General features: G+C 64.7%; 14 protein-coding genes and 2 pseudogenes. 10 read left to right on the top strand and 6 right to left on the bottom strand.

Annotated features, from left to right (window positions below; genetic code table 11):
- The 4 genes and pseudogenes from AX709_RS11995 to AX709_RS11980 form a co-directional block, all read right to left on the bottom strand.
- Window positions 1–425: pseudogene (locus AX709_RS11995) on the bottom strand (P-type ATPase); the annotation flags it as partial.
- Window positions 426–427: 2 nt separating this feature from the next.
- Window positions 428–724, bottom strand: a pseudogene (locus AX709_RS11990) (alanine--tRNA ligase-related protein); the annotation flags it as partial.
- Window positions 725–781: 57 nt separating this feature from the next.
- Window positions 782–1,405 (bottom strand): class I SAM-dependent methyltransferase, encoded by a 624-nt coding sequence (locus AX709_RS11985; protein WP_328587029.1) that lies wholly within the window; start codon window positions 1,403–1,405, stop codon window positions 782–784.
- Between the two features lie 253 nt (window positions 1,406–1,658).
- The gene (locus tag AX709_RS11980) at window positions 1,659–3,014 is read right to left on the bottom strand and encodes an IS1380-like element ISKpn23 family transposase (protein WP_003168745.1); all 1,356 of its coding nucleotides are present in this window, start codon (window positions 3,012–3,014) and stop codon (window positions 1,659–1,661) included.
- 103 nt (window positions 3,015–3,117) lie between these two features.
- On the opposite strand from AX709_RS11980, the gene AX709_RS11975 reads away from it, so the two are divergent.
- The 3 genes from AX709_RS11975 to AX709_RS11965 all read left to right on the top strand — a co-directional run bounded on the left by AX709_RS11975 (window position 3,118) and on the right by AX709_RS11965 (window position 7,555).
- A complete protein-coding gene (locus tag AX709_RS11975) occupies window positions 3,118–5,187 on the top strand; it encodes a ParB/RepB/Spo0J family partition protein (RefSeq protein ID WP_066549564.1) in 2,070 nt (689 codons plus the stop codon).
- A 93-nt stretch (window positions 5,188–5,280) separates the two neighbouring features.
- Window positions 5,281–5,505, top strand: coding sequence for a hypothetical protein (locus tag AX709_RS11970; protein WP_066549563.1), 225 nt, complete (start codon window positions 5,281–5,283; stop codon window positions 5,503–5,505).
- Between the two features lie 307 nt (window positions 5,506–5,812).
- On the top strand, window positions 5,813–7,555 hold the full coding sequence (locus AX709_RS11965; protein ID WP_066549562.1) for a retron Ec67 family RNA-directed DNA polymerase/endonuclease: 1,743 nt from the start codon (window positions 5,813–5,815) through the stop codon (window positions 7,553–7,555).
- 5 nt (window positions 7,556–7,560) lie between these two features.
- Here AX709_RS11965 and AX709_RS11960 read toward each other — a convergent pair whose 3' ends face one another.
- Window positions 7,561–8,361, bottom strand: coding sequence for a TIGR02391 family protein (locus AX709_RS11960; RefSeq protein WP_066549560.1), 801 nt, complete (start codon window positions 8,359–8,361; stop codon window positions 7,561–7,563).
- Between the two features lie 212 nt (window positions 8,362–8,573).
- Here AX709_RS11960 and AX709_RS19585 point away from each other — a divergent pair, with 212 nt between their 5' ends.
- The 3 genes from AX709_RS19585 (at window position 8,574) to AX709_RS11945 (ending at window position 10,591) form a co-directional block, all read left to right on the top strand.
- Entirely contained in the window at window positions 8,574–9,050 is a 477-nt protein-coding gene (locus tag AX709_RS19585) for a DUF736 domain-containing protein (protein ID WP_425336576.1), read from the top strand.
- Between the two features lie 138 nt (window positions 9,051–9,188).
- Window positions 9,189–9,584: a hypothetical protein gene (locus AX709_RS11950; protein ID WP_066549559.1), complete on the top strand. Its 396-nt coding sequence runs from the start codon at window positions 9,189–9,191 to the stop codon at window positions 9,582–9,584.
- A complete protein-coding gene (locus AX709_RS11945) occupies window positions 9,581–10,591 on the top strand; it encodes a pyridoxamine 5'-phosphate oxidase family protein (RefSeq protein WP_066549558.1) in 1,011 nt (336 codons plus the stop codon). The genes AX709_RS11950 and AX709_RS11945 overlap by 4 nt, the downstream gene beginning before the upstream one ends.
- Before the next feature lie 57 nt (window positions 10,592–10,648).
- On the opposite strand, the gene AX709_RS11940 is transcribed toward AX709_RS11945, so the two are convergent.
- A complete protein-coding gene (locus AX709_RS11940; RefSeq protein WP_066549557.1) occupies window positions 10,649–10,924 on the bottom strand; it encodes an HU family DNA-binding protein in 276 nt (91 codons plus the stop codon).
- Window positions 10,925–11,282: 358 nt separating this feature from the next.
- On the opposite strand from AX709_RS11940, the gene AX709_RS11935 reads away from it, so the two are divergent.
- The 4 genes from AX709_RS11935 to AX709_RS11920 all read left to right on the top strand — a co-directional run bounded on the left by AX709_RS11935 (window position 11,283) and on the right by AX709_RS11920 (window position 13,892).
- Window positions 11,283–12,128 (top strand): DUF932 domain-containing protein, encoded by an 846-nt coding sequence (locus tag AX709_RS11935; RefSeq protein WP_066549556.1) that lies wholly within the window; start codon window positions 11,283–11,285, stop codon window positions 12,126–12,128.
- A 245-nt stretch (window positions 12,129–12,373) separates the two neighbouring features.
- On the top strand, window positions 12,374–12,625 hold the full coding sequence (locus tag AX709_RS11930; RefSeq protein ID WP_066549555.1) for a helix-turn-helix domain-containing protein: 252 nt from the start codon (window positions 12,374–12,376) through the stop codon (window positions 12,623–12,625).
- Between the two features lie 139 nt (window positions 12,626–12,764).
- Entirely contained in the window at window positions 12,765–13,028 is a 264-nt protein-coding gene (locus AX709_RS11925; protein WP_066549553.1) for a DNA -binding domain-containing protein, read from the top strand.
- Window positions 13,029–13,187: 159 nt separating this feature from the next.
- Window positions 13,188–13,892 (top strand): DUF2285 domain-containing protein, encoded by a 705-nt coding sequence (locus tag AX709_RS11920; RefSeq protein WP_066549550.1) that lies wholly within the window; start codon window positions 13,188–13,190, stop codon window positions 13,890–13,892.
- The last annotated feature ends 16 nt before the right edge of the window (window positions 13,893–13,908 follow it).

Here is a 13,908-nt window from a genome sequence, read left to right as displayed (position 1 = left end):
CGGGGTGCGTGTGCTTTTGAAGGAGTGAACATCGATTCGTCGACCGACGAGCGGCCGTCGACGACGGTGCCATCCACCGGCACCGCTTCTCCCGGGCGCACGCGCAACCGGTCGCCCTTGGCGACGTCGCTCAGGCGGATCTCCTGCTCGTCGCCATCGACGCCGATGCGCCGCGCCGTCTTGGGCGCGAGGTTCAGCAGCGCGCGGATCGCGCGGCCGGTCGCTGCGCGCGCGCGCAGCTCGAGCACCTGGCCAAGCAGCACCAGTGCGACCACGACACCGGCCGCCTCGTAATAGACCGGCACCATCCCGCCATGCTCGCGGAAGGTCGCCGGGAACATGCCCGGAGCGACCGTCGCCACTATGCTGTAGAGGAACGCCGCCCCCACCCCGATCGCGATCAGGGTGAACATGTTGTAGTGGCGGCTCCTGAGCTGAAATTCCCCAGCATCTCGAAGAAGGTATGGTGCCGCGCGGTATAGCCGACATTGTCGAGGTCGTTGTGCTTGCCGCCCGCCCGCACGCATTTCTGCGCGCTCACCGCGGTGGAATAGGGCCGTGTCTCCAGCCCGGTGAATACGTTCTTGAACGGCACCATGCCCGCGTTGACGAACATCAGCGTCGGGTCGTTCTGCGGCACCAGCGGCGCGCTGGGCACGATCGCATGGCCGTTGCCGCCGAAGTAATCGAGGAAGCTGCGGCGAATGTCGTTGGTCGAGGTCATGCGCGGGGACTTAATGCGGAGTGGCGGCGGTGACTAGCGGGTCTATCTCGCCATCCGTCACCCGTGCCGCGCTTCACCCCATTCGTTCCACCCCAGCGATCGCGGTGTCCTGGGCAGGTACATGCTGTCGAGGCGGTCGACCCGGAACCCGGCGGCGCGCAGCATGGCCGCGGGCGGCCGCGTCAGATGGCATCCCCCGGCGAGACGCTTCCACAACGGCTCGATCCGCTGCTGCCACCGCGTCACCGCAGCGTCCGGCGCCAGCCCATGTTCGCAGAAGATCAGCCGCCCGTCCGGCCGCAGCACCCGCTTCGCCTCGTGCAGCGCCGCGCCGGCATCGTCGACCGAGCACAAGGTAAAGGTCGTGACGACGGTGTCGAAGGAATCGTCCCCGAACGGCAGCGCCTCGGCCGCGCCGTCGAGCACCCGCACCGTCAGTCCCTCGGCGCGCGGCGCCGCTTCGGCCCGCGCACGCAGTTCGGCCGAAGGATCGACGCCCACCACCTCGCTCACCGCGGCGGGATCGTAGAAGGTCAGGTTCAGCCCACCGCCGATGCCCAGTTCCAGCACGCGGCCACGCGCGCGCGGCACCACTTTCGCGCGCTGCCGCATCACCGGTTTGCTCGCACAGGCGCAGCCGATCAGCCGCGGCATGACATGACGGTCGTAGAACGAAACCACAATTATCCTCCCTGGGTCGGATCGACATTCAGCATACATTCCCCAAGTGGCATGCCGTCTGACGTGAGTTTCGCCTGAATCCGACCGCAGGACAATCATTTTCCGTCCCGAGCGGCGTCGTCGGGCGCGCAAGGCGCTGAGACAGGGCAGATCGGCCCGCGAAGCCGCCGTGTTGTGCCCTGGTGGCGGTGTTTTTCAGCGCAGCGGACAGACCCATCCTGCCGTTTTCGTTCAGTTTGGGCGTGGATGGCGGTCATGCGCATAGCGGAGGCGCTCGCAATCGGCGGATGGCGGCGAGGATGGCGCGGACCATCGGACCGGTGACGGCCACCTCGGCCAGCTGGAAGGTGATGGCGCGGGCATGGCGGACGACACGTGCCCCGATCTTGATCAGCTTCAGTTGCAGGCTGGTCAACGACCAGTCGGCCATCGTCTCGGGCAACTCGATGCAGCGCAAGAAGATGGCCAGGTTGTAGGCCAGCGCATGCAGTTGCAGTCGCACCTCATTGTCGCGGAACTTCCGGCATGACAGCCGCGTCCAGTGGAAGGCATATTTACCTTCCTTGATGTGCTGCTCGGCGGTGCCGCGCTGGTTATAGAACCGCACCACCCAGTCGGGCTCCATCGGCAGGTTGGTGACGATGAAGCCGACACGCGGGAACAGTTCGCCCGGATGCCATTCGATCTTGGCGATCACCCGGCGTTCCTTGTCCCAGGATGCCGCCTGATACTCGAAGTCTTCGTAGAAGCGCTTGACCTTGGTCAGCGAAGGTCGCCCGACAGGGCGCGTCAGCCGATGCGCGATCTTCTCGCGCAGGACGTTGTTCGCAGGCAGCCGGATGGCGTAGAAGAATCGGGCTTCTTCCAGCCGCTCATAGATCGCGGGGATCGCGTAGGCGGCGTCAGCCCGGAAGAACCGGCCGCAAAGGTCGCGCTCCGCGTAGCGGGCGATGACGGGGTCGAGAACGTCCCGCCAGCCATCGGCGCTGTGGACGTTGCCATGGCGCAAGGCGCAGCGCTCCAGCATGCCGAACTGGTTGAACAAAAAGTTCGGGTGATAGCAGGTGCAGTCGAAATGCCCGTTCCAGGCCGCGCCCTCCTGATCGCCATGGGTGGGGCTGACCGAACTGTCCATGTCCAGAACGATGTACTTCAGCCCGTTACGGTCATGGAACCGGTCGATCCATTGGCCATTCAGGTCGGCCAGCGCGGCACGGTTCTCGGGCTGTGCCAGTGTCTCGGTCTCGAACCGTCCCATCTGCGAGGCCGAGGCCGCTTGCGCATCGACAGCCCTTCCACCCACGACCTGGCGCATCACCGGATCGAGGGCCAGGCGGTCGGCGTCGTTCACATCCTCGTATCCGGCCAGTCGCCCGAACACCGATTGCCGGAACAACCCGTCAAGCCGGTGGACCGTGTTCTTGCCGCGCCGGGTGTCGCGCAATGCTTTTGCCGCCAGATCGGACAGCCCGAGCGCGTCATCCAGCTCGCGCATCACCAGCAGGCCGCCGTCGGAACTGAGCTGCGCACCTCGGAACTCCACATGCACCCGGCGGTCGAACTCGACCCGATCTGCCCGCTTCGAACCCGCACCCTCTGGGTGATCCATCAAACGCGCCCCTCACGGCCATCAACACCATGATTTATATCGGAAATATTGAGATCCTGACAGCAAAATCAGCGATTTACTTGGGGAATGTGGGGTGAAGACAATGAACGCTGTTACCCAAACCGCAGCCGCCGAGCCTGTGTCTGGCGTCGAGATTTTCGTGCCGCTCGCCAAGCTCAAGAAGTCCCCGCGCAACGCGCGCAAGGTGCCGCATGGGGAAGCCGCTATCGAGGCGCTGGCCGCTTCGATCCAGCATAAGGGGCTGATCCAGAACCTTGTCGTGGAGCCGGAAACCAAGGAGGACGGGACGCCGACCAGCTACTATCTCGTCACCGCTGGCGAGGGCCGCAGGCTGGCGATGCTGCTGCGCGCCAAGCGCAAACAATGCAAGAAATCCGAACCTGTCCGGTGCTGGCTGGATACGGCGAATGATCCCGCCGAGGTAAGCCTTGACGAAAATGTCACCCGCACCCCCATGCACCCCGCCGACCAGTTCGAGCGGTTCGCCGAGCTTTCCAACGACAAGGGTTGGGGCGCGGAAGAGATCGGGGCGCGGTTCGGCGTGTCGGCCTCCGTGGTGAAGCAGCGGCTTCGCTTGGGCGCTGTCAGTCCGAAGCTGTTGCAGGTCTATCGCGAGGACGGCCTTACGCTGGACCAGCTTATGGCCTTCGCCATCACCGAGGACCATGCCCGGCAGGAGCAGGTGTTCGAGGGCCTGCATCACAATCGCGAGCCGTGGATCATCCGGCGTGACATGACCGCGAGCAATGTTCCGGCGACCGACCGACGCGCGGTGTTCGTCGGGGCCGACGCCTATGTCGAGGCGGGCGGCAATATCATCCGCGACCTGTTCAGCGAGGACCGGGGCGGCTTCTTCGAGGATGCGGGCTTGCTCGACATGCTTGCGGTCGAGAAGCTGCGCGAGGTTGCCGCGACGGTGCAGGCCGAAGGCTGGAAATGGGCCGAGGCGCATATCGACTACCCCCACGCCCACGGGATGCGGCGCTTCTATCCGCAATCCGTTTCGCTGTCCGATGAGGACGAGGCGCGGTTGGACACCCTGTCCGCAGAGCATGACGCGCTTGCCGAAGGCTATTCGTCCTACGACGAAATGCCCGAGGACGTAGCCGAGAAGCTGGAGGCGATTTCCGACGAGATCGACGCCATTTCCGAGAAGCGCCATGCCTATGACGCCAACGTGATCGCCTACGGCGGCGCGTTCGTGGTGCTGCACCATGACGGCGCGGTCAGGATCGAGCGCGGCTTCATTCGGGCCGAGGACGAGGCGCTGGCCTTCCCGCAGCCCGAGGATGAGGTCGACGGCGAAGGGATCGACCCGGAGGGCGTGGAGGACGAGCAGGCCGAGGATGAGCCCGAAGCCGAGGACGTGGAGGACGAGGAACCGGGCAAGCCGATTTCCGACAGCCTCACGTGCGACCTGTCCGCCCATCGGACCTTGGCGCTCCGCGTGGCGCTGGCCGAGCAACCCGATATGGCGTTGGTCGCCTTGACCCATACGCTCACGGCGCAACTGTTCTACAGCTACGCCGAGGCCGGTTGCCTTGAGGTTCGTCCGACCGTGACGCCGCTTGGCAGTCATGCGGACGGGATCGAGGACACCCCCTTGGCGGCACGGGCGAGCGAGCAACACGAGGCATGGGCCGAACGGATGCCGCGTGACGTGGCGGACCTGTGGGGCTTCATCGTGGCGCTGGACTGCGAGAAGCGGACCCTGCTGCTGGCGCATTGCGCGGCCCGCACCGTCAACGCGCTGCGCCTGCCGTGGGATCGCAAGCCCCTGTCGCTACAAACGGCGGACAGGCTGGCGACCGCGCTGGCGCTGGACGTGGCGAAGGACTGGACGCCGACCGTGGAGAGCTACCTCGGCCGCGTCACCAAGGGTCATATCGTCGAGGCCGTCACTGAAGGCGTGTCCGAGGATGCCGCCCGCCGTATCGCCGACATGAAGAAGCCGGACATGGCGCAAGCCGCCGAGCAGCTTCTGGCCGGGACCGGATGGCTGCCCTCGATCCTGCGGACGCCCGAGCCGGAGACCGAGCAGCCCGCGTCGGTCGAGGACGAGGATACGGGGACCGTGGAACCGTCCGAGGCGGAGGCTCCCGAAGCGCAGGCTGAGGATGGCGAAGCCGCCTACGCCGTCGCCGCCGAATAGCGGCATCGGGCCGGGGCCGCGTCAGCGGTCCCGGCTTCACCCGCACCTTCGCGCCGGCCTTCGGGGCGGCGCTCTTGCTGCAAGGAGGCCGTCATGCGCCGCCTGTTCCGCGTCATCGCCCGCCGCAACAACCAGCCGGGCACGTTGTGCTGCATCCGCTGCGGCAAGCCGATCAACGACTTTTCCGACGATCAGATCGTCACCCACGATTATGTCCTGCACGGTTGCGCCGCCTTCGTGGTCGAGCATCGCGCCTGTGTAGACCGCCCCCTGTTCAGCGCGGCGGCGGCCCGGCGCTGGCGCGAAGCGCAGCGCTGATCCGCACAGCCTTTCGCAATCGGCCCCAAAAAATCGCGGCCGCGCCCCAATCGGGCGCGGCCGCTTTGTCGTTTGAGTCTGCAGCTCGCCGGGGCTTGCCCGGCTCGCCACTTACACTTGAAATTGTAAGTGCTTTGGACAACAACAGCCGCAGGCTTACAGGCAGAGTTGTTATCGCGCATCGCGATATAAGACACCGATGTTAGGCAGTGATGCTTCCATCTACCCTTATTGCAGCATTTCCGCTGAGCGGACGATCTGATCGTACGCATAGGAGTGCCTGTAAGCCGCCTGTTAGGGGGGTGGGGTGTCGAGTCTGGCGAAACTACAAGCGGCAAAGTCGCTCGACGATCTAGCTGCGATCCTGGGATATAAGCCCGCCGCGCTTGCCTACCTGCTCTATCACCTCCCAGACGCGCAGAAATATACCGCGTTCACGATCCCGAAGCGCGACGGCACGCCGAGGGCGATTCTTGCCCCGACGCCCAAGCTGAAGCTGCTGCAACGGCGTCTAGCCAATGTCCTCTACCTGGCGCTCGCCGACATCGACAAGGTGGGTTCACCGCGCCGGCAGCTCTCCCACGGCTTCGCCAAACATCTGTCCATCGTAACGAACGCCGCGGTCCACAAACGGCGGCGCTACGTGCTGAATCTCGACATCAAGGATTTCTTCCCGTCGATCAATTTCGGCCGCGTGCGCGGTATGTTCATTAAGGACAAACGGTTCGCCCTCGATCCGAAAATCGCGACTTTGATCGCACAGATCGCCTGCCACGATCATGTCCTTCCCCAAGGAAGTCCCTGTTCCCCGGTCATTTCAAATGTCGTCGGGCATCTACTGGACATCCGGCTCGTGCGCTTCGCCAAGGCGCAGAAATGCACCTACTCACGCTATGCCGACGACATCACCTTTTCCACGAACGCCAAGGCATTCCCTCCTGACATCGCCGCCCCGGTCGCAGGCTCGGAGCATGACTGGACACTCGGCGCCGCGCTCCTGAAGGAGATCGAAAAGGCCGGGTTTGAGGTAAATCCTACCAAGACTAGGATGCAATATCGCGGGTCACGACAGGTCGCCACCGGCTTGCTCGTCAACGAGAAGCCGAACGTCCGTCCCGAATACTACCGCACGGTGCGGGCCATGTGCTGGTCGCTGTTCAACAGCGGAACCTACTATCGGATGGTCCCTGCGGCGCTGGCGGGCGGCAAAGAAGGCGATCCCGATGTGCCGGAGCCGGCAACATCCCTCGCGCCGCTGCAAGGGATGCTCGGCCACGTCTATCATGTGCGCGATCAGGTCGATACGCGACCTTCCGCTGACAAAAAGAAGGACGCGACGGCCACGGCGACCCGTAAGCTCTACATCCGGTTTCTGTTCTACCGAAACTTCGTTGTGGCGCCCAAGCCCCTCATCATCCCGGAGGGAAAGACGGATACCGTCTATCTGCGTGCGGCGATGGAGAAGCTCACTGCCTACCATCCCAGGCTGGGCGCGATGGACAAAGGCAAGTTTAAACCCGCACTCAAGTTCATGAAGTTCTCCAGCACGATCCATGACGTGTTGCAGCTCGGGAATGGCGCAGGCGATCTTTTCCACTTTATCCGCCGCTACCCTGACGCCCTCAAGCGTTACCGACATCGCCCGCTGCCCAACCCCATCATCGTGCTCATCGACAATGACGACGGAGCGAAAGAGATTTTTGGTGCCGCCAAGGGCCTCGGCGCCGCGCATATAGCTCGGACCTCCACGGACCCATTCTATCGGCTCGCACCCAATCTTTATCTTATCAAAACACCGGAAATCGGTGCGCAAGGCATAAGTTGCATTGAGGACTTGTTCGATCCCGCGCTTTTGAAAACCGTCATTGATGGTAAGGTGTTCGACCCCAACAAGAAGCACGGAGAGGCCGGGAAATACGGCAAAGCCAGGTTCGCCGAGAAGGTTGTGCAGCCGCAGAAGGACACGATCGATTTCTCGAAATTTGCCGGGTTACTCGACCGGATCGTGGCTGCGCTCGACGATTACGTTGCCAATCCGCCGCCACCCTGAAGGGATCAGGTACGCGGTGGCATCATAGAGGTATCGAGCCTGCGATGGATCAGCGATACGAGCGTCAGCAGATCCTCGGCGTCGGTCTTGGTCATCGGCCAGTGGATGCGCGCCTCGTGGGCAGTTGGGTTGCGGAACATGCCGAAGACGCCTTTGACGAGATTGGCGAAGCCGCTCTGCTCGCTGCGCTCGCTGACCGTGCTTCGCGGATTGATCGCCAGCATCGGCGGCTCGCCGCCGAGCACGCGGTCTACCAGCGTCCCCCCGTCATCGGTGAGGCCAGTCCGCACGCGCATCTTGTCGGCGATGCTTTTCACCGCTTCCTGGACCGCATGGAAATAGTCGTCGGCCAGCAGTTCGGCCCGGCAGAAGCGCAGCACGTCGGCATGGACGCCGCGCGTCTCCAGATCGGTGCGCAGTTCCTTCGCCCGGCGCTGCGCTTCCGGCAGCGTCGTCGCCTGTTCGACCGCTTCGATCTTCCCGGCCTCGCTGACCACAAGGCCGGCGAAGGCGAGTGCCTGGTTGAGACTGGCACGCATCGGCTCGTAGCGATGCGGCTCGCGGCTGTATCGCGCAGGACGCATCGCATGGCGGATGAAGCCGAGGATGCGGGTGCGGTCCTGCCGCGCGTTCTGGCTTTCGGCGAAGGCGTTGTAGATGCGGTGCCGCTTGGTCATCTCGCCGGGATCGGCCATTTGACAGGTCGCGATCAGCATCGCGATCTCGGTTCCTTTCAGCCCGGTTTCCGTATCGCCAAGCGCACCGGCTATGGCTTCGAGCTGATCCTGCGAAAACAATTTCGTCACGTCCTTCCCCCGAATCCTCACGTCCCCATGTGGCTGAAGCAGCCGCACCTTGGAACGTAGAATGAACATCGCGCAAGGCTGCTGGCGGGGTTGCCGACACAAACGGCAGGCATAGCGGAAATCTCATCCCTCGGAGCCGAGCGCCCCGGCGGCCTCTCAATGGCGTGATCTGACCGAGCGACGGCTTCGCCTCGATTGTCTTCGCAACGGCTATGGCCCGCTATTTTCCGCCGCGCGTGCCGCGCTTTGCATCGCGAACCAAAATAACGGGCCGCCGCCATCCTCCGCTCACGCTGCGGCCGCTTTGCGGTGCGCGGCCAATCGCCCCCGGCCTGCCGATCACCATCGAGGCCGCGAAGGGCGTGGCCCGAAAGAACGGAGATTACGACATGGCTACGATCGGCACCTTCACCGCCAACAGCAAGGGCGAGTTCACCGGCGTCATCAAGACGCTCACTCTCAACACCAAGGTCATCTTCCGTCCGGTCGAGAAGGACGGCGAAAAGTCCCCCGACTTCCGCGTCAGCACCGCCGACATGGATATCGGCGCTGCCTGGAAGAAGACCAGCCGCGAAGGCCGCGAATACACCTCGGTCAAGCTGGACGATCCGAGCTTCCCGGCTCCCGTCTACGCCACGCTGTCCGAAACCGACACCGCCGGCCAATACGCCCTCATCTGGTCGCGCTGACCGGACGACGCGCCCCGCCTTTCGGCGGGGCGCCTTCCTCGATCAGACGGTCATTCGCACTTGCCGATGACACGGCGTCAGGCTAGTTAAGAATCATTCGCAAAAGCGAAAGGGGCCAAGTCTAGGAAGGATCGACACGTGACCCGCCATTTTTCGCCGCCCACACAGGATGCGATCGCCGTTCCGGCGATGCTGGTTGATGCGGCGCGGTGCTGGCGGAATGCGCGGGACAGTGGAGCGTCGGTGCAGCCCCGCTTGGCGCACACGCTCGACGCCCATGACTGCACCATGCTCGCGCCGGTGCTCGACAGCCTATGCCTCTTCTATGAAACGGCGCTCGGCCGGCCGATGATCGTCGGCGAAGGACCGGGCCTGTCCGACGACGAGCATCTGCTGCTCGGCCTGGTCGATGGATCCAGCCCGCGCTGCCTCGACTGCCCTCAGAACGCGGCGAACGCGCTCGACTGCGCGCTCTGCTCGACACGGATCATGCTGGCGCTCACGCTCGGCCAGCCCGTGCGGACACTGCAATGAGCGGCGCGGCGATCACCACCGTCGCCGAGCTGGAAAGCGTGATCGGCAGGACTCCGCCGCCGATGCACCTCAAGGTGATCGACCATCTCGATGTCGGCGCGCTGCGCTGGATCTCCGCATCGCAATTGATGTTCGCCGGCTTCGGCGATGGATCGGGCGTCGGCATCACACTGGCCGGCAGCGCGCCGGGCTTCGCCAGCGGCGATGCCCAGGAATTGCGCGTTCCGCTGGCGCTGCTCGACGATCCCGCTCTCGCGCAGCCGGGCGCGGCGTTCGGCGCGCTGTTCCTCCTCTCCGGCATCGGCGAGACGCTGCGCGTCAACGGCCGGGTCGCCGGCATCGACGCCGATCATGTCCGTGTCGCCGTGGACGAATGCTACGGTCATTGCGCCAAGGCGCTGATCCGGTCCGAACTATGGGCGGCGCAGCCGGCCCACGCTCCTGACGATTCTGCCGCCTTCGTTGCCGCAAGCCGTTTCCTGGCGCTGGCGACGATCGGCGCGGAAGGCCGCGCCGATCTCAGCCCAAAGGGCGATCCGGCCGGTTGCATGGCGCAGCTCGATGGGGACGTGCTGTGGTTCGCCGACCGGCCCGGCAACCGCCGCGTGGATAGCTTCCGCAACGTCGTCGAGCAGCCGAATATCGCGCTGGCGCTGCTGATCCCCGGCGCGAACCGGATCGCCGTCGTGCGGGGGCAAGCCCGTCTTACTACTGACGCGACGGCGCGCGAGCGCTTCACCGTCAAGGACAAGACTCCGCTGCTGGCGATCGGCGTGGAGATCGAGACGCTCGACCTGCGCGAAAGCCCGGCGCTGGCCCGCGCGGGCCTCTGGCCGGTTCACACGGAAACCGACATCGACCCCGCCGAGCTGTTTGTCGAGCATATCAAGCTCAACAAGGCGGGTGGCATCGGCGCCAGTCTGGCGCGCGCGACTCTTTCCGTCCCCGGCGTGACCGGCCTGCTCAAGAAGGGCTTGGACAAGGACTATCGCGACAATCTCTATTGAGCGCCGCGAACTGGAGCTCCACCCGGCGAGCCGGGCGAAGCGCCATCCCCCATAAACTCAGCCGTTGAGCTTGTCCTTGACCGCTTTGGCGGGCGTGAACACCAGCTTCTTCGACGCCTTGATCTTGATCGTCTCGCCGGTCGATGGATTGCGGCCGTCGCGCGCTGGGCTGGCCTTCACCTTGAACTTGCCGAAGCCGTTGAGTGAGACTTCCTCGCCCTTGGCGGCTGCGTCACCGATCGCGGCGAACACCGCATCGACGAGCTTCTTCGCATCGGTCTTGGTGACGCCGTGGGCGGCAGCCAGTTGTTCGGCCAGGTCGCTGTTGTTCATTATTGTCCTTCCAGGTCTTCGGTTCTTGATCCGCGCCCGATTATGGGCGGGGCACTATTTGCGAGTTGCTCGCAGGTATCTCTAATCCAGATGGGCCGATCAAGCATCCTTGATCGTCGCGCTGGTCGCAGCGCGGCTGGCGCCGCGCGGTTGCTAAGGGCGTTGCCCTCGCGCCGGGCAAGGGAAGTGGAACCGTCCGGGGCGGTATCCCCAGCCTTCCGCGCTTCGCTTGTGCAGGCCGGGTGATCCCCCTCCGCCCCGGCCGCCCTTGCCCTTTGCTACCCCTGGCTCGCCGCCGGGCAGGGTTTCAGCGCGGCGCTTCGCTGCGCGAAACCCAGACCCAAGGAAGGACAGACTCATGAGCATCCATCATCTCGCTACCCGGTTCGGCCGCAACGCCCACCAGATCAGCGGACGTGAACCGCTCGACAACGAGGCGCTGTATCGCCACGTGCCATCCATCTTCGCCCGCGAGGCGCACGACAGCCGTTCCGAGCGCTATGTCTATGTCCCCACCATCGACATCGTGGAGGGGCTGCGCCGCGAAGGATGGTTCCCGTTCTTCGCCGTGCAGTCGGTCCCGCGCGACGGCAGCCGCCACGGCCACGCCAAGCATATGCTGCGCTTGCGCCGGGATGACGGTATCGGCAAGCCGGAGGCGGCGGAAGTCATCATCGTTAACAGCCATGACGGGACCAGCGCCTATCAGATGTTCGCTGGGATGCTGCGCTTCGTCTGCACCAACAGCATGATTGCGGGCGAGCGGTTCGAGGAGGTCCGCGTGCCGCACAAGGGCAACATTCAGGACGACATTATCGAGGGCGTTTATACCGTGGCGGAAGACTTTCCGCGACTGATCGACGCCAGCGAGACCATGAAGGGTGTGCAGCTTTCGCGAGACGAACAGCGCTTGCTTGGCGAGGTAAGCCTTGTCGCCCGCTATGGCGACGATGAAAGCCCGCTTCGCCCCGAGCAGATCATCGAGCCGCGCCGCCGCGAGGATGTAGGCAACAGCCTGTGGAGCACGTTCAACGTGATTCAGGAGAACGTCATTCGGGGCGGGTTGCATGGCCGCAAGCGTAACGCTGAGGGCCGTATCCGCCGCAGCCAGACTCGCGCCATCAATGGCATCGACCAGAATGTGACACTCAATCGCGCGCTCTGGACGCTAGCCGAAGGGATGCAGCGCCTAAAAACGGGTTGACCGTTTCGAGCCGCAGGGCTGGACCGCCCGGCTCTGCGGCTTCGCTTCCCATCGCCCACACGACGCCGCCGACCCGCTCCCCGGATCGGCGGCGGCCGCGCATCCCGATGGTCTGCGCGGCCGCTCAAAGGGCGCGCTCGCCGGGTATTCACCCAGCTCGCGATCAGGATATTCCAATTCCCCCAAGACGACTATAATAGTCGTTTCCGTAGCGAACGACCCGAAGGTTGTGGAGGTGATCTTGCATGATCACTTCCCGCCAGGTGCGGGCCGCTCGCGCACTTCTTGGCTGGACACAGGAGACGCTCGCCGAGAAGGCCATTATTGCTCTGACCGCGCTGAAGCGGCTGGAATCGGAGAGTTATAAGCCGGTGAACGACAATACCCGGCATCAGGTGATGAAGGCGCTTGAGGCGGCGGGGATTGTCTTCCTCGATTCGGATCGAGGCCGAGGCGTGTTGCTCGTGACCGATTCAAGTCCCGAACAGCGCAAGTAGCCGGCAACGGAGCGGGTCCGACTGTTCGCGCAGTATCAGAGGGCCATAGCAAAGACGGTGCGATTACTTCGATCCATTATGGTGTATAGGCGATGAATCAGCAGGCGCAGGGGGCTATGGCTGAAAGCGGAACGAGGCGATGGCAATAGCCGCTTTCGAGGATCGCGCCCCGGACGCGCCCCATGTCACCGACTATGATGAGCATCATCATCGGACCTATTGGCGACTGCTCGATGCGGCCGACGAAAATGCCGACTGGCGCGAAGCCGTTCGCATCATCTTCGGGATCGACCCTGCCGCCGAACCGGAACGCGCCCGCTCCGTCTATGACTCGCATCTCGCCCGCGCGCGCTGGATGACCGCGACCGGCTATCGCCACTATCTGCGCCCGCCGCCGAACTGAGAGCGGCCCCGGAACACGCGCAGCGGTGCGTATAATCCCTTCAAAATGCTGACTTGAATCCGCTATGCGGCCGCCTGCCCGGCAGGGCTTCTCGGCAACGGCGGCGGTGAGAACATCTTCCAACGCGCCCCGCAGAGGGCCATGCTTGGGAGGGTTACGATGCCGCCTGAGAGGGACTGGCGCGCGCCCCTGAACGAGACCGGGGACGACGCGCTGCAATATACGGACATCGCCATCGGCTATCTCGGCCGCAATACCCGCTATCGCGCCGAATACCAGCGCGCGCTCGGCCGCGTGAAACGTGGCGCGGCCTTCGACCGCAAGCTGGCGGTCGCGCGCCCCGACCTCTCGCCGGCGAGCATCATCCTCGCGCCCGCGGTCGCCGGCATCGGCGCCGGCCCGCTCGACTTGGCGGCGCTGGGCGACATTCGCGCCCGGATCAGGATGGGCGACGTCCTGCATGTCATCCTCGCCGATCCCGATGGCGATGAGCATCTGTGCGTGTGCGGATCACGTCACGACGCGATGGCCTTGATGGTGCCGATCGAACCCGCCCCCTTCGCGCGCCTCGCATCGGCCGAGCGCCTGTGCCGCCGCCTCAGCGGCATGGCGGCCGGCCCGCCGGCGCTACGCCCGCCGCCCTTCCGGCGCGAACATCTCCTCACCCTGCTGCAAGTGCTCGACGGTCGCCGCGCGGGCGCCAGCCAGCGAGAGCTGGCCGCCTCGCTGATCCACCCCAAGGTCCGTCACTACACGCCTACCGAATGGACGGACAGCGCGGAACGCAAGTGCATCAGACGCTGGCTCAAGGAAGCCGTCGAGCTGCGCGACGGCGGTTACATCCGGTTGCTGCGGGGCGGCTGAGGGGGACATTGGCGAC

The organism is Sphingomonas sp. CCH15-F11, from assembly GCF_001557005.1.
Classification (GTDB): Bacteria; Pseudomonadota; Alphaproteobacteria; order Sphingomonadales; family Sphingomonadaceae; genus Sphingomonas.
The sequence above is the reverse complement of the archived record's forward strand: the minus strand, read 5'-3'. Positions and strand labels throughout refer to the sequence as shown.

What these genes read in the sequence shown, in the direction of transcription:
- AX709_RS11930 (WP_066549555.1), top strand. Translation starts at nt 12,374, where the DNA reads ATGATCACTTCCCGCCAGGTGCGGGCCGCTCGCGCACTTCTTGGCTGG.
- AX709_RS19585 (WP_425336576.1), top strand. Translation starts at nt 8,574, where the DNA reads ATGGCCCGCTATTTTCCGCCGCGCGTGCCGCGCTTTGCATCGCGAACC.
- AX709_RS11925 (WP_066549553.1), top strand. Translation starts at nt 12,765, where the DNA reads ATGGCAATAGCCGCTTTCGAGGATCGCGCCCCGGACGCGCCCCATGTC.
- AX709_RS11980 (WP_003168745.1), bottom strand. Translation starts at nt 3,014, where the DNA reads ATGGATCACCCAGAGGGTGCGGGTTCGAAGCGGGCAGATCGGGTCGAG.
- AX709_RS11970 (WP_066549563.1), top strand. Translation starts at nt 5,281, where the DNA reads ATGCGCCGCCTGTTCCGCGTCATCGCCCGCCGCAACAACCAGCCGGGC.
- AX709_RS11975 (WP_066549564.1), top strand. Translation starts at nt 3,118, where the DNA reads ATGAACGCTGTTACCCAAACCGCAGCCGCCGAGCCTGTGTCTGGCGTC.
- AX709_RS11935 (WP_066549556.1), top strand. Translation starts at nt 11,283, where the DNA reads ATGAGCATCCATCATCTCGCTACCCGGTTCGGCCGCAACGCCCACCAG.
- AX709_RS11940 (WP_066549557.1), bottom strand. Translation starts at nt 10,924, where the DNA reads ATGAACAACAGCGACCTGGCCGAACAACTGGCTGCCGCCCACGGCGTC.
- AX709_RS11945 (WP_066549558.1), top strand. Translation starts at nt 9,581, where the DNA reads ATGAGCGGCGCGGCGATCACCACCGTCGCCGAGCTGGAAAGCGTGATC.
- AX709_RS11920 (WP_066549550.1), top strand. Translation starts at nt 13,188, where the DNA reads ATGCCGCCTGAGAGGGACTGGCGCGCGCCCCTGAACGAGACCGGGGAC.